Origin of the sequence: Streptomyces sp. NPDC090032 (genome assembly GCF_044748025.1) — a bacterium.
Classification (GTDB): domain Bacteria; phylum Actinomycetota; class Actinomycetes; order Streptomycetales; family Streptomycetaceae; genus Streptomyces.
In genome coordinates, this window is record NZ_JBIVFF010000003.1 from 299,067 (window position 1) to 317,385 (window position 18,319).

The 18,319-nt window shown below is 70.6% G+C and carries 17 protein-coding genes; 10 read left to right on the forward strand and 7 right to left on the reverse strand.

What is annotated here, in order from left to right:
* Window positions 1-53 precede the first annotated feature (53 nt).
* Window positions 54-695: a PhzF family phenazine biosynthesis protein gene (locus tag ACIPWY_RS08430; RefSeq protein ID WP_393698309.1), complete on the forward strand. Its 642-nt coding sequence runs from the start codon at window positions 54-56 to the stop codon at window positions 693-695.
* On the opposite strand, the gene ACIPWY_RS08435 is transcribed toward ACIPWY_RS08430, so the two are convergent.
* Window positions 696-1,346, reverse strand: coding sequence for a heme oxygenase (biliverdin-producing) (locus ACIPWY_RS08435; protein WP_393698311.1), 651 nt, complete (start codon window positions 1,344-1,346; stop codon window positions 696-698).
* 143 nt (window positions 1,347-1,489) lie between these two features.
* Window positions 1,490-2,347 (reverse strand): type I methionyl aminopeptidase, encoded by an 858-nt coding sequence (map, locus tag ACIPWY_RS08440; RefSeq protein WP_362899758.1) that lies wholly within the window; start codon window positions 2,345-2,347, stop codon window positions 1,490-1,492.
* A 58-nt stretch (window positions 2,348-2,405) separates the two neighbouring features.
* On the opposite strand from map, the gene ACIPWY_RS08445 reads away from it, so the two are divergent.
* On the forward strand, window positions 2,406-2,633 hold the full coding sequence (locus tag ACIPWY_RS08445) for a hypothetical protein (RefSeq protein ID WP_401532495.1): 228 nt from the start codon (window positions 2,406-2,408) through the stop codon (window positions 2,631-2,633).
* A 146-nt stretch (window positions 2,634-2,779) separates the two neighbouring features.
* On the opposite strand, the gene ACIPWY_RS08450 is transcribed toward ACIPWY_RS08445, so the two are convergent.
* Window positions 2,780-3,382 carry a hypothetical protein gene (locus ACIPWY_RS08450; protein WP_383889016.1) on the reverse strand — a complete coding sequence of 201 codons (603 nt, stop codon included), beginning with the start codon at window positions 3,380-3,382 and terminating at the stop codon, window positions 2,780-2,782.
* Window positions 3,383-3,464: 82 nt separating this feature from the next.
* Here ACIPWY_RS08450 and ACIPWY_RS08455 point away from each other — a divergent pair, with 82 nt between their 5' ends.
* The 3 genes from ACIPWY_RS08455 to ACIPWY_RS08465 all read left to right on the forward strand — a co-directional run bounded on the left by ACIPWY_RS08455 (window position 3,465) and on the right by ACIPWY_RS08465 (window position 5,640).
* Window positions 3,465-4,547, forward strand: coding sequence for an exo-alpha-sialidase (locus ACIPWY_RS08455; RefSeq protein WP_401532673.1), 1,083 nt, complete (start codon window positions 3,465-3,467; stop codon window positions 4,545-4,547).
* Window positions 4,548-4,556: 9 nt separating this feature from the next.
* Window positions 4,557-5,273, forward strand: coding sequence for an NADPH-dependent F420 reductase (gene npdG / locus ACIPWY_RS08460; protein WP_362899764.1), 717 nt, complete (start codon window positions 4,557-4,559; stop codon window positions 5,271-5,273).
* 163 nt (window positions 5,274-5,436) lie between these two features.
* Entirely contained in the window at window positions 5,437-5,640 is a 204-nt protein-coding gene (locus ACIPWY_RS08465) for a hypothetical protein (RefSeq protein WP_362899766.1), read from the forward strand.
* Here the strand turns inward: ACIPWY_RS08465 and ACIPWY_RS08470 are convergent.
* A complete protein-coding gene (locus ACIPWY_RS08470; RefSeq protein WP_401532498.1) occupies window positions 5,630-6,439 on the reverse strand; it encodes a site-2 protease family protein in 810 nt (269 codons plus the stop codon). The genes ACIPWY_RS08465 and ACIPWY_RS08470 overlap by 11 nt on opposite strands.
* A 262-nt stretch (window positions 6,440-6,701) precedes the next feature.
* On the opposite strand from ACIPWY_RS08470, the gene ACIPWY_RS08475 reads away from it, so the two are divergent.
* Window positions 6,702-10,085 (forward strand): BTAD domain-containing putative transcriptional regulator, encoded by a 3,384-nt coding sequence (locus tag ACIPWY_RS08475; RefSeq protein WP_401532499.1) that lies wholly within the window; start codon window positions 6,702-6,704, stop codon window positions 10,083-10,085.
* A gap of 20 nt (window positions 10,086-10,105) precedes the next feature.
* Here ACIPWY_RS08475 and ACIPWY_RS08480 read toward each other — a convergent pair whose 3' ends face one another.
* The 3 genes from ACIPWY_RS08480 to panB form a co-directional block, all read right to left on the reverse strand.
* Window positions 10,106-10,930, reverse strand: coding sequence for an ABC transporter permease (locus ACIPWY_RS08480; protein WP_362899772.1), 825 nt, complete (start codon window positions 10,928-10,930; stop codon window positions 10,106-10,108).
* Window positions 10,927-11,967, reverse strand: a complete 1,041-nt coding sequence (locus ACIPWY_RS08485; protein WP_362899774.1) for an ATP-binding cassette domain-containing protein — start codon at window positions 11,965-11,967, stop codon at window positions 10,927-10,929. The genes ACIPWY_RS08480 and ACIPWY_RS08485 overlap by 4 nt, the downstream gene beginning before the upstream one ends.
* Before the next feature lie 207 nt (window positions 11,968-12,174).
* Entirely contained in the window at window positions 12,175-13,050 is an 876-nt protein-coding gene (panB, locus tag ACIPWY_RS08490) for a 3-methyl-2-oxobutanoate hydroxymethyltransferase (protein ID WP_362899776.1), read from the reverse strand.
* Window positions 13,051-13,256: 206 nt separating this feature from the next.
* Between panB and ACIPWY_RS08495 the strand changes: the two genes are divergently transcribed.
* The 4 genes from ACIPWY_RS08495 to ACIPWY_RS08510 all read left to right on the forward strand — a co-directional run bounded on the left by ACIPWY_RS08495 (window position 13,257) and on the right by ACIPWY_RS08510 (window position 18,292).
* On the forward strand, window positions 13,257-14,849 hold the full coding sequence (locus ACIPWY_RS08495) for an MFS transporter (protein WP_401532501.1): 1,593 nt from the start codon (window positions 13,257-13,259) through the stop codon (window positions 14,847-14,849).
* A gap of 87 nt (window positions 14,850-14,936) precedes the next feature.
* Complete coding sequence (locus ACIPWY_RS08500; protein WP_362899779.1) at window positions 14,937-15,545, forward strand: TetR/AcrR family transcriptional regulator; 609 nt, start codon at window positions 14,937-14,939, stop codon at window positions 15,543-15,545.
* 198 nt (window positions 15,546-15,743) lie between these two features.
* Window positions 15,744-16,775, forward strand: coding sequence for an endonuclease/exonuclease/phosphatase family protein (locus tag ACIPWY_RS08505; RefSeq protein ID WP_362899780.1), 1,032 nt, complete (start codon window positions 15,744-15,746; stop codon window positions 16,773-16,775).
* A gap of 239 nt (window positions 16,776-17,014) precedes the next feature.
* Window positions 17,015-18,292, forward strand: a complete 1,278-nt coding sequence (locus tag ACIPWY_RS08510; RefSeq protein ID WP_362899782.1) for an MFS transporter — start codon at window positions 17,015-17,017, stop codon at window positions 18,290-18,292.
* The last annotated feature ends 27 nt before the right edge of the window (window positions 18,293-18,319 follow it).

Genomic DNA, 18,319 nt, shown 5'->3' on the forward strand with positions numbered 1-18,319 from the left:
GGCAAACGAAAGGCAAAGTCCCGCCTCTCCCCACCGAATGATTGACTGTCCCGGTGACGGACTACGACATGCTCCGAGTCTTCTGCGGCCCTCACGGCGACCACGGCAATGAGCTCGGAGTCGTACGCGAAGGAAGCGACGTCCCCGACAGGGGCGACCGGCAGGCCCTGGCAGCGAAGCTGGGCTTCAGCGAGACGGTGTTCGTGGACGACCCCGAGCGCGGCGTCATCGACATCTACACGCCGACCACGCGCCTGCCCTTCGCCGGACACCCCTGCGTAGGCACGGCCTGGCTCCTCGACGTACCCGAACTGGTCACGCCCGCGGGCGTGGTGGGAACGCGGCTGGACGGCGAGTTCACCTGGATCGAGGCGCGACCGGAGTGGGCACCGCCTCGAACGCTGCGCCGGTACGACTCGGCAGCGGAAGTGGCGGAACTCCCATTCCCCCCACCGGGAGAGTGGATCTATGCCTGGGCGTGGGAGGACGCGGCGGCGGGAAAGGTACGGGCCCGAGCGTTCCCGGGCAGGAACGACGGAATCGACGAGGACGAGGCGACGGGAGCGGCGGCACTACTGCTCACGGCGCAACTGAACAGGGCCCTGAACATCAGCCAGGGCAAAGGCTCCCAAATCCTCACGGCACCCCAGCCCGACGGATGGATCGAAGTGGGCGGCAGGGTCCGCCTCACCTGATCAGGCAGCGCTGCTGAACTCCTCGCCAAGAGCCTTGAAAACGGCGGTGTTGAGAGCGAACGCCCGCTTGCACTCGGCCACGATGCGCTGCTTCTCCAGATCATCGGCGAGAACGTCATCAAGCAGGGCGCGATAACTGCGCTTGAAACTGGCGGGATTCGCGATCCCCTCAAAAACATAGAACCGCACGCCGTCGCCCTTGCGGGCGAAGCCCCAGTTCTTCTCGGCCTTGTCGCGGATGATCTGCCCACCGGACAGGTCCCCCAGGTACCGGGTGTAGTGATGGGCGATGTAGCCCCCTGGCCAGTCGCGGGCGCACTCGGCGACGCGGGAGGCGTAGGCCTGAGTGGCCGGCAGGGCGGAAACGCCGTCGCGCCAGCCGGCCCCCCGCAGATGCGCCAGATCCCGCTCGATGGCAGGGACCCGAAGCAACTCGGGCTGTATGAACGGCCCGGCAACAGCGGACCCCTCCAGCTGCCCCGCCACCCCCTCCAGCGCCCGGTAGACGAACCAGAGTTGCTCGGTGTACCGGGCGTAGGCCTCGACGCCGAGGGCTCCGCCGAGAAGGTCGCTCATGAACGTGGTGCTCTCGGCCTCGGTGTGCTGCTCGTGAGAGGCGGTGCGGATCAGGATGGAGAACGGCGTATCCATGAAGCCTCCTGGCGACTAAACTTAGGCTTACCTAACCTAACACCTTCCCGACACCCTGTCGGTAAAAACGCTACCCCGATCACCCGCCGGGGCAACACAAAAGGCCCGCCCCACACAGGGACGGGCCAGGAGACGGAACCGGATCAGGGCAGAGTGAGAATCTCCGTGCCGGATTCGGTCACGACAAGGGTGTGCTCGAACTGAGCGGTCCGCTTGCGGTCCTTGGTCACCACGGTCCACCCGTCGTCCCACATGTCGTACTCATGGGTGCCGAGCGTGAGCATCGGCTCGATGGTGAAGGTCATCCCGGGCTGGATGACGGTGGTGGCGTGCGGGCTGTCGTAGTGCGGAACGATCAGGCCGGAGTGGAACGACGAGTTGATCCCGTGCCCGGTGAAGTCCCGCACGACCCCGTACCCGAAGCGCTTCGCGTACGACTCGATGACGCGCCCGATGATGTTGATCTGACGCCCGGGCCGGACGGCCTTGATGGCGCGGTCGAGGGACTCACGGGTCCGCTCGACGAGAAGCCGGGACTCCTCGTCGACGTCACCGACCAAATACGTGGCGTTGTTGTCACCGTGCACACCGCCGATGTACGCAGTGACATCGAGGTTGATGATGTCGCCGTCGTTCAGAACGGTGGAATCGGGGATCCCGTGGCAGATGACCTCGTTGACGGAGGTGCACAGCGACTTCGGGAAGTTGCGGTAGCCGAGGGTCGAGGGGTACGCGCCGTGGTCGCACATATAGTCGTGCGCGATGCGGTCGAGCTCGTCCGTGGTCACGCCGGGCGCGATGGCCTTGGCGGCCTCCGCCATCGCCCGCGCCGCGATCCGGCCGGCGAGACGCATGGCCTCGACCGTCTCGGGCATCTGGGTCTCCGGACCCTTGTACGGCGTCGGCGCGGGCTTGCCCACGTACTCGGGACGCCGGATGTTTCCGGGTACGGAACGAATGGGAGAGAGCTCCCCTGGTACGAGCAGCGACTGACCAGACATGCCAGCGAGTGTATCGAGCGGCTGTGGGGGACCATGGTCATGGCGAGAGGAGCCACAGATGGCCCTGTTCAAGAGGCGGACCGTCGGGAAGCCCGGCGAGTGGTACTACTGCCTTGAGCACCAGAAGGTCGAAGAGGGGCCGGAGTGCCCCAACAAGGACCGTTTCGGCCCTTACGCGTCGCGCACCGAGGCGGAGCAGGCGATGGAGACGGCGCGTGAACGAAACCTCGAGTGGGAGACCGACCCCAAGTGGCACGACGCCAAGGGCGAGGACGACAAAACCTGACACCGCCAGGGGGCGCCCAGCACTGACCCACGTACAGGCTGGCCGCCCCCACGGCCCCGCACCCAGAAACGCACCTGAGCGCACCGCCCCCGAACCGGCACCCAAAAGCGCACCCGAGCCCACCAGCCCCCTTCAAGCGACGCCCGCTACCACCCCGCGGGCGGCGGCGAAGTCAGATGATCCGCGAGACGGGACAGCCGATCGCGGAAGCGACGCCGTGGCCCCCGGACCCCACCACCGACGGGATTCTCACCCGCGGCAGCGCTGACGAGGTGCTGCGCCGTATCGAGGTCGAGATCGGGCCCGGGGGTGAGCGCCTCATGGGCCATGGCGTGCAGATCACGGTCGCCCGAGTCGATGGCCAGAACCGTGGCCCCCGCCCGACGGGCGTCATGCACCCGCTCCAGCAACTCCTCACCCGGAGCCCCAGGAGCCACAACGAGCAGCGTCTCGCCCCGCCGGGCCGCCTCGATGCGCCCGAGCCCCACCGCGAGATGGGCCGGATCCCCGACCCCCGCCCGGTGCCGCACGAGCGTGGGCGACAGCTCGGGCATGCCGGACCAGGCGGCCTCGTCCACGAGATGCGCCGCGAGATGCCACGGCTCGTACTCGGGCGTGCCGACGAGGAGCAGCCCACCCCCATGCGGCACCACGGAGGTCCGCAGCGCCCCGGCGAAGCGGCGCGCGGCGCCCAGCCACTCGGTCCCGGCGAGCACTTCCCGCAGCAGTGCGACCCGTACGGCGTCCATGCCAGCGCATACTGCCGCAACAGTCCACTCGTCAGGTCGAGTTCACCGGGAATTCCCTCTGGGTGGGGAGAGATGGGGGGTGCTGACTGAGACGTCTGTTCCCTTCCGCGCGGGGCGCGAGGGCTACGCGAGCTTCCGGATCCCCGCAGCTGTCACGACACGCTCCGGCGTGCTGCTCGCCTTCTGCGAGGGGCGAGTGGGATCGAGGGAGGACTACGGGAACATCGACGTGGTCCTGAAGAGATCCACGGACGGCGGCCGCACCTGGGACCCGCTCCAGGTCGTGGCGGCGAACGGCGACGACCTGGCGGGAAACCCGGCGCCGGTGGTTCTGGACACGGGAAGGGTCCTGATCGTCCACGTACGGAACGCGGCAAGCGCCACGGAAACGGCGATCAGACGAGGCGAGGTCGAGCCCGAGGACGGGCGCCGCGTCTGGGTGCAGCACAGCGACGACGAGGGCCTGACGTGGTCGGCACCCAAGGAGATCACGGCACAGGCAAAGAACAAGGACTGGCGCTGGTACGCCACAGGCCCGGGCCACGCGCTCCAGACACAGACCGGACGAGTGGTGGTACCGGCCAACCACTCCCTCCCGCCCGCCGGAGGCGACACCGGCACGGAGGGAAAGTACGACGGTGGTCACTGCCTGCTGAGCGACGACAGGGGCAGGACCTGGCGGCTCGGTTACGTGGACGACCACCCGGACGGCTACGTGAACGTGAACGAGACGACCGCGGTCGAACTGGCCGACGGGCGCCTGTACTTCAACGCCCGCAACGACTCGCCCGCGCCGGGCACAAGGGCGGATGCGACGTCGCGGGACGGCGGCGAGAGCCTGGTCAAGGCATTCCGCCCGCAGGCGGGCCTGGTGGGCCCGGTGGTGGAGGGGAGCCTGCTGAGGCTGGGGGAGGTGCTGCTGTTCGCGGGCCCGGCGGACCCCGGGTTCAGGGCGCTGATGACGGTGCGTGCGAGTGAGGACGAGGGCGTGACATGGCGGGTCGCCCACACGGTCGACGGCCTGCCCGCGGCCTACTCCGACCTCGTACGGATCGACGGCTCGACGGTCGGACTCCTCTACGAGACAGGGGACTTCAGCGCGTACGAGACGATCACGTTCAGGCGGATCCCGGCCGACGCGCTCCTGGCGGACAGGTCTGAGTAAGGTCACCGTATGACCTCTACCGACAGTGTGCAGAAGGATCCGGCGAAGGCTCCCGCGAAGGACCCCTGGGACCTCCCCGACGTATCGGGCCTGGTGGTCGGCGTGCTGGGCGGCACGGGCGACCAGGGACGCGGGCTCGCGTACCGGCTGGCCAGGGCCGGCCAGAAGGTGATCATCGGATCCCGCGCGGCGGAGCGCGCCGCGGCGGCAGCGGACGAGCTGGGCCTGGGCGTGGAGGGCGCGGACAACGCGGAGTGTGCGCGCCGCAGTGACATCGTGATCGTGGCGGTGCCGTGGGAGGGCCACGGCAAGACGCTCGAATCGCTGCGCGAGGCCCTCGCGGGCAAGCTCGTGGTCGACTGCGTCAATCCGCTGGGCTTCGACAAGAAGGGCGCGTACGCGCTGAAGCCGGAGGAGGGCAGCGCGGCGGAGCAGGCCGCGGCGTTGCTGCCGGACTCACGGGTGACGGCGGCGTTCCACCACCTGTCGGCCGTTCTCCTCCAGGACGAGGCGATCGAGGAGATCGACACGGACGTGATGGTGCTGGGCGAGGAGCGGGCGGACACGGAGATCGTCCAGGCGCTGGCGGGCCGCATCCCGGGCATGCGGGGAGTCTTCGCGGGCCGGCTGCGCAACGCGCACCAGGTGGAGTCGCTGGTCGCGAACCTGATCTCGGTGAACCGCCGCTACAAGGCGCACGCGGGCCTGAGGGTCACCGACGTGTAACCGGCAGGGCACCGCCGAAGCCGCGAAACCGCAGACGTACAGCCGCGAAGCCGCAGACGTACAGCCGACGTGTGGCTGACGCGGAGCCGACGTGCAGCCGGAAGAGGGGCATGAGGGACACTGGTCGGCGTACGACCTCTCCGTCCGACAGGAGCCGACCCCCATGCCCCGCCTCGCTCTGTACGCCCTAGTCGTCTGCGTCCTCTCGGCTGCCGCGGCCGTGGTCGCCTTCGCGCAGGGCAGCCTGCTCGGCATCGTCTGGGTCCTGCTCGCGGGCCTCACCTCGAACATGACCTGGTACTACGCGCGCCGGGCCAAGGCGGAGAAGCAGGCGAAGGCGGCAGCCGCCACCGCGCCTACTGCGTGACGACGGGGATCTCAGGGGTGCCCTGCCAGAATCGGTAGAACTCCTGACCCCAGTAGGTGTCCCAGTCGGTGACACCGAGCGAGCGCAGAATCGCGTGGATGGCGTCGAAGAACACCTCGTTCACCCCCGGGATCCACAGGATGCCGAAGACGGCGAGCAGCCCGAACGGAGCGAACGGCTCCACCTGCCGCCGGACCCCCTGGGACAGCCAGGGCTCGATGACGCCGTAGCCGTCGAGCCCCGGGACCGGCAGGAAATTCAGGATCGCCGCGGTCACCTGGAGCAGGGCCAGGAAGCCGAGCGCGTAGCGGAACGTGTCCGGCACCCCGTCGAGCGCGTCCAGCCAGAACGGCGCCGTGCACACGACGGCGAACAGGACGTTGGTCAGCGGACCCGCCGCGGAGATGAGGCTGTGCCGCCAGCGGCCCCGGATCCGGCTTCGCTCGATGAAGACGGCGCCGCCGGGCAGACCGATCCCGCCCATGATCACGAAGATGACCGGCAGCACGATGCTCAGCAGGGCGTGCGTGTACTTCAGCGGGTTCAGCGTCAGATAACCCTTCGCGCCGATGGAGATGTCACCGCTGTGCAGCGCCGTGCGCGCGTGGGCGTACTCGTGCAGACAGAGCGAGACGATCCAGGCGCCCGTCACGAACAGGAAGACGGCGAGGCCTGGCTGCGCGGCGAAGTCCGTCCACACGGCCCAGCCTGAGACGCCGGTGACGGCGGCGATACCGAGGAAGACAGGGCTGATCCTGCGATCGCTGCGATCGGTGCGACGGGTGGCGGCGGTGGTCATGGAGGAGGGCTCCCGGAGTGCGTGCGGCCTGTTGGGGTGCGGGGTCGACGGGCTGACCGTATCGGTGGTGCCGTCTGTGGGGAACGTCCCGGGGCAGGCCGCGGGTTCCGCGAGACCGACGCAAACGCCACCACGGCCCCCGTCCTGGCCCGGGTACCTGACAGGTATCCGGGCGCCGCCGGAACACATGTCCGACGCCCGGGACTGCCCTCCCGCGGAAACCCGGGCGCGGCAAGGCCGCCGGTTTGGAGACAATGGGCCAGTGCGCTACCGCATCCTCGGCTCCACACAGGCACTCCGCGACGACGGCACGGCCGTCCCCGTCGGCGGGGCGCGGCTGCGTGCCCTCCTGACCGTGCTCGCGCTGCGCCCCGGCCGTACCGTCCCGCCGCAGGTGCTCGCCGACGAGGTGTGGGGCGCCGATCCGCCCGCGGACGCGAGCGGCGCGCTCCAGGCGCTCGTCGGGCGGCTGCGCAGGGCGATCGGCGCCGACGCGGTGCAGTCCCTCGACGGCGGCTACCGGCTGGCGGCCGCCTCCGAGGACATCGACCTGTTCCGCTTCGAGCGGCTCGTGGGGGACGGGGCACGGGCGCTGGCCGACGGCGACGCGGGCAAGGCGGCGGTCGTCCTCGACGACGCGCTCGCGCTGTGGCGCGGCCCCGCGCTGGCCGACCTGCCGGACCGCTCGGCGGACGCCGCCCGCTGGGAGGCGCTCCACCTCGGCGCCCGGCGCACGCGGCTCGCCGCGTCGCTCGCCCTGGGCAGGGCAGAGACCGCCCTGCCCGAACTGACCGCGCTGTGCGACGCGCATCCGCTCGACGAGCCGCTTCAGGCCCTGCGGTTGCGAGCCCTGCGCGACGCAGGCCGCACCGCCGAGGCGCTGGCGGCCTACGAGGGGGTACGCGTCGAGCTCGCGGAGCGGCTCGGAGCCGACCCGGGCCCGGAACTGCGCGCACTGCACGCCGACCTCCTGGCGCCGCGCCCCACCACCCCCGCTCCGCCCACCACCCCCATCCCCGCTACCTCTCCCACCACCCCCGTAAGAGGACCCGCCCCCACCGGCAACCTCCGCGCCCGGCTCACCTCCTTCGTGGGCCGGGCCGGCGACATCGGGGCGATTCGTGAGGACCTCGGACGTGTGCGGCTCGTGACCTTGCTCGGTCCGGGTGGCGCCGGGAAGACCCGGCTGTCCCAGGAGGCCGCCGAGGGCATGGACGTACCGGACGGCGTGTGGCTGGCCGAGCTCGCGCCAGTGGAGGACCCGGACGCCGTCCCGGAGGCCGTCGTCACGGCGCTCAGGGCGCGCGAGACGGTGCTGCGCGGCGCCGGCGCCGAGGAGCTGCGGGCCGCGTCCGACCGGCACGGCGAGGATCCGCTCGTACGCCTCACCGAGCACTGCGAGCACCGCCGCATGCTGCTGATCCTCGACAACTGCGAGCACGTGATCGAGGCCGCCGCGCGCCTCGCCGAGCAGCTGCTCAGCCGGTGCCCCGGTGTGACGGTCCTCGCGACCAGCCGCGAACCCCTGGGCGTCCCGGGCGAGTTGCTGCACCCGGTGGAGCCGCTGCCGGAGCCGTTCGCTCTGCGCCTGTTCGGGGAGCGGGGCGCCGCCGTGCGGTCCGGGTTCCGGGTCGAGGACGACGAGCGGGCCGCGGCCGAGATCTGCCGGCGCCTCGACGGACTGCCGCTCGCCATCGAACTCGCCGCCGCCCGGCTGCGGATGCTCACGCCGCGCCAGATCGCCGACCGCCTCGACGACCGCTTCCGCCTGCTCACCTCGGGCGCCCGCACCGTCCTGCCCCGCCAGCAGACGCTGCGCGCCGTCGTCGACTGGTCCTGGGACCTCCTCGACGAGGAGGAGCGGACCGTCCTGCGCCGGCTGTCGGTCTTCAGCGGCGGCTGCGACCTGGCCGCCGCCGAGGCGGTGTGCGGCCCCGGCGCCCTCGACGCGATCGGCTCGCTCGTGGACAAGTCCCTTGTGGTGGCGGCCCCTTGGGGTGGCGACGAGTCTGAGCGCGAGGACTGTGGAGATACCGAGGACTACGGAGATACCGGGGGCTACGGGGACGGCGAGGGCCGCGACCGGGCCGGTGCCATGCGCTACCGCCTCCTGGAGACCGTCGCCGAGTACGCCGGTGACCGGCTCGACGAGGCCGGTGACCGGACGGACGCCGAGCGCGCCCACCTCACGTACTACCGCGAACTGGCCCGCACCACCGACCCGCAGCTGCGCGGCCGCGGCCAGCGTGCCGCCGTCGCCCGCCTGGAACGTGAATACGAGAACCTGCGCACCGCCCTGCGGCACGCCGTCGCCGCCCGGGACGAGCAGGAGACCCTCTCCCTGGTGCTCTCGCTGGCCTGGTTCTGGCAGATGCGCGACCTGCGCGTCGACGCCCGCAACTGGTCGCACGAGGCCACCGAGCTGGGCCCCGACCCGTTCACCCCGTCCGCGGACCCAGCGCCCCCGCTCTACGAGCGCTGCACCGACGCCCCGCCGCCGTTCGGCCCGGACCTGCTGGTGGAGGCACGGCGCGGGGTGCATCTGCTGCGTCTCGCCTACATGGACATGGAGATGGAGACCTGGCAGAGCGAGGAGGGCAGCGCGAAGCTGCGCGAGATCGCGCAGGCGTACCGTCCGGGCCTTCCGCAGACCTGCCGCCCGCCGGGCAACCTCTGGTTCTACGCGGTGATGATGAGCGGCGACATGGAGGCGCTGTGGAACCTAGCCGACGTCACCGTGCGGACCTGCCGCGAACTCGGCTACACCTGGGAGCTCGCCCTCACGCTCCAGCTGCGGGCCAACATCCTCGCCAACCGCAGCGACTGGGCGGGTGACGCCGTCCGGGACGCCGACGAGTCCCTCGAACTGTTCACCCGGCTCGGCGACCGGTGGGGCGTCGCCGAGGCGCTGTCCGCGCGCGGCGAGGCCCATGAGCGCAGCGGCGCGTACGCCGCCGCGGCCGACGACTACGCGGCCGCCATCGAGGGCGCGGAACGCCTCGGCGCGCAGGCGCAGGTGGCGCTCCTGAACGCGCGGCTCGGGCAGGCCCTCATCGAGGGCGATGAAGGCGAGCGCGGCGAGGAGCTGCTTCTCGGCATCCTCGACCCAGGAAAGCGCCATACCAACGAGGCCTGGCCCGCCGCCCGCATGTTCCTGGCCGGGCGCTACGGTGCCACCGGCCGTGTCGCCGAGGCGCGTGAGCAACTGCGGCTCCTCCAGGAGGAGTTCAAGGCGATGAACTTCGTCGTCTTCCGGGGCTTCGTCGTCGGGATGGAGGCCTGGCTCGACTCGGAGGACGGCCGCGCGGAGGAAGCCCTCGCCGGCGTCACCGAGGCCCTGGAGATGGCGACCGACCCGCTGTCCCTGGTGATCGCCCCGCACATGCCCGCCATGCATCTGGTCACCGGTGCCCGCGCCCTGAGCCTGGGTGGCGAAGCCCTCGACGCCGCCCGGCTGATGGGCGCATCCGACGGGCAGCTTCCGTCCCGGCATGTGCGGTCCTACCTGGAGCGCGCAGCCTACGCGTCCGCTGAGTCCGCGATCCGGGAGACCATCGGCGACCGGGAGTACGACGCCGCGTACGCCGAGGGCGGCGGCCTGTCTCTCGACGAGGCCGCCGCCCTGCTGGGACGCGAACGCGGTTGAAGTGGCTGTCGTGCTGAACGTCAGTTCTTCGTGCGGAACTTGTGGATCGCGATCGGAGCCATCGCGAGCGTGAGGACCGCGGACCAGATCACCGTCACCCACACGTCGTGCGCGACCGGGCCGCCCACCATCAGGCCGCGGGCGGAGTCCGCGAGCGAGGAGAGCGGGTTGTAGTCGGTGAAGGCCTGGAGCCAGCCCGGCATCGACTGCGTCGGCGCGAAGATCGACGAACCGAACTGCAGCGGCATGAGGACCAGGAAGCCCATGCCCTGCACGGCCTGGGCGCTCTTCATCACGACGCCGAGGACCAGGAAGATCCACATGATGGACGTGCCGAAGAGGGCGGTGAGGCCCACGGCGGCGAACAGACCGGGCCAGTTCGTGATGTCGAAGCCCACCAGGAGGCCGACGATCATCATGATCGTCGTCGCGATGAGGAGCCGCATCAGCTCCACCACGATCTTGGCGAAGAGAACCGAGCCCTGGCCGATCGGCAGGGTCCGGAAGCGGTCCATGATGCCGTTCTGGAAGTCCTGGTTGAACCCCGTGCCCACGGCCATGGCGATGTTCATGCTCATCATCGCCATCATGCCGGGGACCACGTACTGCACGTACTGGTCCTGACCGCCGCCGAGCGCCTGACCGATGGAGCCGCCGAAGACGTACACGAACAGGAGCGTGAAGACGATCGGCATCAGGACCGCGTCGAACATCGACTCCGGGTCCTGGCGGATCCACAGCAGATTGCGGCGGACGAGCGCGCCGGTGTGACGGATGTGGGAGCGAAGGGAGATGCGCGAGTCGGCCTCGAGGTCGAGGGGAGGCGTCAGCGTGGTGGCGCTCATACGGCGGCCCCTTCGAGCTCGGAGGTACGGGTGTCGTCCTGCGGGGCACTGGCCTTCTGGCCGGTGATGGACAGGAACACCTCGTCCAGACTGGGCAGTTCGGTGGCGATCGAGCCGATCGTGATGCCGCGCGCGGTGACCGCGCCGACCACGGCGGTGAGCTGCTCGTCGCTGAGGATCGGGACCAGGACGGCGCCGGCCTCGGCGTCCACCGTCGACGTGGCGAGGCCGGTGAGGCCCATGTCGTCGAGGGCGGCGGCCAGCGGGCGCAGCTCCAGCGGGTCGGCCGGGCGGATGCGCAGGGTGCGGCCGCCGACCTTCGCCTTGAGCTCGTCGATGGCGCCGCCCGCGATGACCTTGCCGCGGTCGATGACCGTCAGCTCGTTGGCGAGCTGCTCGGCCTCCTCCATGTACTGGGTGGTGAGGAGCACGGTGACACCGTCGTCGACCATGCGCCTGACCTCCGCCCACACCTCGTTGCGCGTGCGGGGGTCGAGGCCGGTCGTCGGCTCGTCCAGGTAGAGGACGGCCGGGCTGCCGATCATCGACGCGGCGAGGTCGAGCCTGCGGCGCATGCCGCCGGAGTACGTCTTCGCCGGGCGCGTGGCGGCGTCCGTGAGGGAGAACCGCTCCAGGAGCGCGTCGGCGCGGGAGCGGGACTCCTTGCGGGACAGGTCGAGGAGGCGGCCGATCATGTACAGGTTCTCGCGGCCGGAGAGCTTCTCGTCGACCGAGGCGTACTGGCCGGTGAGCCCTATCACGCGGCGCAGCTGCCGGGGCTGCTTCGTCACGTCGTACCCGGCGACGAACGCCGAGCCGGAGTCGGGGGTGATGAGGGTGGACAGGCAGCGGACGAGCGTGGTCTTGCCCGCGCCGTTCGGACCGAGCACACCCATGACCGTGCCTTCGTGCACGTCCAGGTCCACGCCGTCCAGCGCCTTGGTCTCGCCGTAGTGCTTGACCAGCCCCCGCACGGTGACGGAGGCCGTCCGGCCGCCGACGTCACTGTGTGAGGTCTTCTTGTCGATTCGCGTCATGGGGTACAAGGTGCCAGGTGCCACCGACAATCCACCGACAGGCGGCCGACAGCCCCGTGTACGGCACCTACAGAACGGCGACAGACGGGCAGCGGGGGCAGTGCGGGCAGTGGCGGTACGGAAGGGCGGCGGAGACGGCAGCAGCCCGCCGACGGGGGAAGATCGGCGAGCTGCTGTGGTGCCGCTGTGGTTCAGGTGGTGGTCCCGTCAGTGGACCGAGTGCTCCTCCGCGGGGAACGTTCCGCCGACCACGTCCTGCGCGAAGGCCTTCGCCGCCTCGCCCATGACGCCGCGCAGATCCGCGTACTGCTTCACGAAGCGCGGCATCTTGCCGCCGGTGAGGCCGAGCATGTCGGTCCACACGAGGACCTGGGCGTCGCACTCGGGGCCCGCGCCGATGCCGACGGTCGGGATGTTCAGGGACCGGGTGACCTCGGCGGCCAGCTCGGCCGGGACCAGTTCGAGGACGACGGCGAACGCGCCGGCGTCCTGCGCGGCCTTGGCGTCACGCAGCAGCCGGTGCGCGTCCTCGTCGCCGCGGCCCTGGACGCGGTACCCCATCGTGTTCACGGACTGCGGGGTGAGACCCAGGTGGGACATGACCGGGATGCCGGACTGCACGAGCAGCTCGGTCTGGGCCAGCGACCGCTCGCCGCCCTCCAGCTTCACGGCGCCGACCCCGGCCTCCTTGACCAGGCGCGTCGCGGACCGCAGGGCCTGTACGGGGCCCTCCTGGTACGAGCCGAAGGGGAGGTCGCCGACGATGAGGGCACGCTTGGTGCCCCGTACGACGGCGGCCGAGAGCATCGTCATCTCGTCGAGGGTGACGGGCACGGTGGTCTCGTACCCGAGGTGACAGTTGCCCGCGGAGTCGCCGACGAGCATGACCGGGATGCCGGCCTCGTCGAAGACGGACGCGGTCATCGCGTCGTACGCCGTGAGCATGGGCCACTTCTCGCCGCGTTCCTTGGCGAGCGTGATGTCGCGCACCGTGATGCGCCGGTTGCTCTTGCCCCCGTACAGCGCCTTGCTGCCGCTGTTGCTGCTGTCGGGGTTGTTCTGGGCAGCCGAAAGCTGCGTCATCGCAACGGCTCCTTCTGTTGTCTCGAGGCGCCCTCACGGCGTCCCCGGATCCCCTCCATGGTGGCACCGCGTGCCGAGGAATGGCTAGGGGGGTGGGGGCCGGTCGGGTCACCCCGCGAGGGGGTCGCCCGTCGGATTCGTAAAGTCTTCCTAAGGGATTCCAATACGAGACGGTCTCGTATCGAAACTGCCCTAGTCTGACCGGCATGACCACTCCTGCCGTTCCCGCACCGCCGCGCATACCCGAGGCTGTGCACCGCCGCCGATGGGCGATCCTCGGCGTCCTGATGCTCAGCCTGCTGATCGTTGTGCTGGACAACTCCATCCTGAACGTCGCGATCAAGACGATCTCGACCCCGGCCCCCGCGGGCCTCGGCGCCACGCAGGGCGAGCTGGAGTGGGCGATCAACGCCTACACACTGGTCTTCGCCGGACTGCTCTTCACCGCGGGTCTGCTCGGTGACCGGCTCGGGCGCAAGAAGGTGCTCGTCTTCGGCCTCGTCGTCTTCGGCCTCGGCTCCGCCCTCGCCGCCGAGTCCGGCTCGCCGGTCCAGCTCATCATCTTCCGGGCGGTCATGGGCATCGGCGCCGCCTTCGTGATGCCGGCGACGCTGGCCATCCTCATGAACGTCTTCGAGCGGGACGAGCAGCCCAAGGCCATCGGCATCTGGGCGGGCGGCGTCGGCATCGCCATCGCCATCGGCCCCATCACCGGAGGCGTGCTCCTCGACCACTTCTGGTGGGGCTCGGTCTTCCTGGTCAACGTGCCGATCGTGATCATCGCGGTCGTCCTGATGCTGGCCCTCGTGCCGGACTCTCGCGACCCCAAGCCCGGCCGTGTCGACCTGGTGGGCGTCGCACTCTCCGTCGTCGGCCTCGTCCTGCTCGTCTACGGCATCATCAAGGGCGGCCAGCTCGCCGACTTCACGGACCCGGCGGTCCTGCTGACCATCGCGGCCGGACTCGTCGTCCTCGTCGGCTTCGTCCTGTACGAGAAGCGCAGCGACCACCCGTCCATCGACATCACGTACTTCAAGAACAAGGTGTTCTCCGCGGCCATAGCCGCCATCGCGCTCGTCTTCTTCGCGCTGATGGGCGTCACCTTCTTCTCGGTCTTCTACACCCAGAGCGTGCGCGGCTACTCGCCGCTGCAGACCGGCCTCCTGATGCTGCCGCTCGCCGCCGCCCAGCTGATCTTCGCGCCGCGCGCCCGGCTCGTCGTCGACCGCTTCGGAGTGCGCGCCACGACGACCGGCGGCCTGGTGATCCTCGGCGCGATGCTCGCCGCGTTCGTGGTCCTCGACGCGGACACGCCCATCTGGATCCTGGAAGTCATCTTCTTCCTCATGGGTACGGGCATGGCGCACGTCATGACCCCCACCAGCGTCGTCATCATGCAGGCCCTGCCCCGCGAGAAGGCGGGCTCCGCGTCCGCGCTCAGCAACACGTTCCGCCAGGTCGGCGGCGCCCTGGGCATCGCCGTACTCGGTTCCGTCCTGTCCACCGCGTACCGCAACGGCATCGAGGACAAGCTCGGCCTGCTGCCCGCCGGACTGCGGCACACGGCGGGCGAGTCCATCGAGGCCACCCTCGGCGTGGCGGCGAAGCTCGGCCCGCGCGGCGACGCGCTGGTCGGCGCGGCCAACGACTCCTTCCTGCACGCCATGCACGTGACCGCCCTGTGCGGGGCCGGTATCGCGCTGCTCAGCGCCGTCGTCACGCTCATTTTCCTGCCGGGCCGCCCGCCGCGGACGACGGCCGAGGAGAGCAGGGAGGAGGCGGTCGGGGCGGGTCGCTGACCCGCGCCGGTCCGGGCGGGCCACAGTGGCCTGCTGAGACAATCGTCGCTGCGCAAGGCGGCGGGCAGGCGGAGAGGCGGAGCGGACGTGGACGTGGACGTGGATGCGGGACGCGCGGTGCGGGGACGCCCGCGCAGCGAGGCCGTCGAGCGGGCCATCGTCGAGGGCGTCCTCAAGCTGATCGAGGACGGCGTCCCGCTCACCGACCTTTCCATCGAGCGGATCGCCCGCACCGCCGGCGTCGGCAAGGCGACCATCTACCGGCGCTGGTCCGGCAAGGAGGAACTCTTCGTCGAGGTCCTGCGCATCATGGAGGAGCCCGAGCCCGAGCTGCCGGGCACCTCCATGCGCGACGACCTGATCAGCCTGCTGGAGCACCAGCGCAGGCGCGGCGTCTCCCTGCGCTCCTCGGCCCTGCTGCACAACGTCTTCGCGCAGATGAAGAGCCTGCCGAAGCTCTGGGACGCGTACCACGACACCGTGATCGAGCCGCGCCGCCGCGTCATGTTCGACGTGCTGCGGCGCGGCGTCGAGAACGGTGAGCTGCGCGCCGGCGTCGACATAGAGCTCATCAACGACCTCATCGTCGGGCCGATGCTGCTGCGCACGATGATCCGGCCCGACGCGCCGCTCGCCGACGACCTCTCCGAGACGATCGTCGACTGCGCGCTCAACGGGCTGCGGCCACCGGACTGAAGCTGCGGGGCCAGTGGACTGAATGTGCGCGTTTCGTCACAGAGGCCCCATGCGTGCCGCCGATCCGGAACCCCGGGCGCCGCTGCGCTCGTCCTGGTGCCCGTACGGCCGTCGTGGACGGCGAGGAGGGCGCCGATCATCGCCTAGGGTTTCAGGGCGAGGTCGGTGTGCACGGCAGGGCAGTGAGGCGACGACGGTATGGCGCAGGGGTTCAGGACGGAAACGGGTGGCGGCGGCGCGGGGCACCAGCCTTCCAGAGACCCGCTGCGCCGCCTGACCGGCGGATGGCGCGGTGACCGGGGGATCTGGCGCCGGGGAGCGATCCTCGCGGTGCTGGCCGTGCTGGTCGCGCTCGTGATGCTCTTCCACGCGCAGATCCCCAACACCCTCGGAAACCTGGGCTCCCTCACCGAGACGTTCCTTCCCTGGCTCGGCGTGTTCGTGCCCGTCCTGCTGGTCCTGGCCGTCGTACGGAAGTCCGCGACGGCTCTGATCGCGGTCCTGGTCCCGGCCGTCGTCTGGCTCAACCTCTTCGGCGGGCTCCTCACCGACAAGACCGCGAGCGGCGGCGACCTGACCGTCGCCACGCACAACGTCAACGCGGAGAACCCCGACCCGACCGGCACCGCCGACGCCATCGCCGCCTCCGGGGCGCAGGTCGTCGCCCTGGAGGAGCTGACGGCCGAGGCCGTGCCCGTCTACGCGCAGGCCCTCGCGAAGACGTATCCGTACCACTCCGTCGCCGGCACGGTCGGGCTGTGGAGCAAGTACCCGCTGAGCGGGACGCGGCCCGTCGACATCAAGCTCGGCTGGACGCGCGCCATGCGCACCACGGTCGCCACGCCCCAGGGCGATGTCGCCGTGTTCGTCGCGCACCTGCCGTCGGTCCGGGTCAAGATCCACGCCGGGTTCACCGCCAGCCAGCGCGACACCTCCGCCGACGCGCTGGGGGAGGCCATCGCCGACGAGACGCTCGGCAAGGTCATCCTGCTCGGTGACCTCAACGGCACGATGAACGACCGCGCGCTGAACGGCGTCACGTCCCAGATGCGCTCCACGCAGGGTGCCGCCGGCAGTGGCTTCGGGTTCAGCTGGCCCGCCTCGTTCCCCATGGCCCGTATCGACCAGATCATGGTCAAGGGTGTCGAGCCGGTGACGTCGTGGACTCTGCCCGAGACCGGCAGCGATCATCTGCCGATCGCGGCGAAGGTCGATCTCACCCGGTCGTGACGTTGGCCTCACTCGACGTCTGCGTCACCTCGTCCTGACGTCCGCGTCACCCGGTTCTGGCGTCCGCCTCACCTGGTCCTGACGTGCGCGTCCGCTCCCCACATCCGTTGTTGACTCGGTGGAAACCGGGGCCTCACCTCACGGAATACTTGGCGCGGGACAGTTTGTTCCGCACGTAAACTTACGGATTCGGATTCCCGCGTCCCCCCGCCCGTCTTCCCGTGGAAGGTCCCGTTTTCATGCCCCTGGCCCTGCTCGCCCTCGCCGTGGGCGCCTTCGGCATCGGCACCACCGAGTTCGTGATGATGGGCCTCCTGCCCAACGTCGCGGACGATCTGCACATCTCCATCCCCTCCGCCGGCCACCTCGTCTCCGCGTACGCCCTCGGCGTGGTCATCGGCGCGCCGCTCCTCGCCGCCCTCACCGCGCGCATGCCGCGCCGCCGCGTCCTCGTCGGGCTCATGGTGCTCTTCGTCGCCGGCAACGCCATCTCCGCCGCCGCGCCCGACTATCACCTGCTCATGGCCGCGCGCTTCGTCAGCGGGCTCCCGCACGGCGCCTTCTTCGGCGTCGGCGCCGTCGTCGCCACCTCGCTCGTCGCGCCCGAGCGCAAGGCTCGCTCGGTGTCCCTGATGTTCCTCGGGCTCACCGTCGCCAACGTCATCGGCGTCCCCATCGCCACGCTCATGGGCCAGCAGCTCGGCTGGCGCGCCACGTTCCTCGCCGTCAGCGCCATCGGGCTCGCCGCCATAGCCGCACTCCTGCTCCTCGTCCCCGCCGACCACGGCCACGGCGAGACCGGCGGGCTGCGCGGCGAGCTCAAGGCGCTCGGCTCCCTGCCCGTGTGGCTCTCCCTCGGCACCACCGTCGCCGGGTTCGGCGCCCTCTTCGCCGCCTACAGCTATGTCACCCCGATGCTCACCGGCACCGCCGGGTTCGCCGAGGCCAGTGTCACGCTGCTCCTCGCCCTGTTCGGCGTCGGCGCCACCGCCGGGAACCTGCTCGGCGGGCGGCTTGCCGACCGGTCGCTGCGCGGGACCCTGTTCGGGGGGCTCGTCTCGCTTGTCGTGGTGCTGGCGCTGTTCCCTGTGCTGATGCGGGCCGAGTGGAGTGCCGGGGTCGCCGTCGTGCTGCTCGGTATGGCTGCCTTCACCACCGGGTCCCCGCTCCAGCTCATGGTCATGGAGAAGGCCTCCGCCGCGCCCTCCCTCGCCTCCTCCGCCAACCAGGCCGCCTTCAACCTCGCGAACGCCGGTGGGGCCTGGATCGGCGGGCTCGCACTCGCCGCCGGGTTCGGGCTCACGTCCCCTGCGGTCGCCGGGGCCGGGCTCGCCGTTCTCGGGATCGGGGTGGCCGGGGTTGCCTATGGGGTCGACCTTCGTCGGTCGTCCCGTGTTGTCGACCCTTCCGCCACGGCGGGGCGTGCCGCTGGGCATGGGCTTCTCGTGGCCTCGCATGTGCCCGATGCCGTTTCTTCGGCTCCGGACGACGCGGGGGAGCCCACCCGTCGTCGGTGATATGACGGGTGGGCTCCGGGGCTTGGG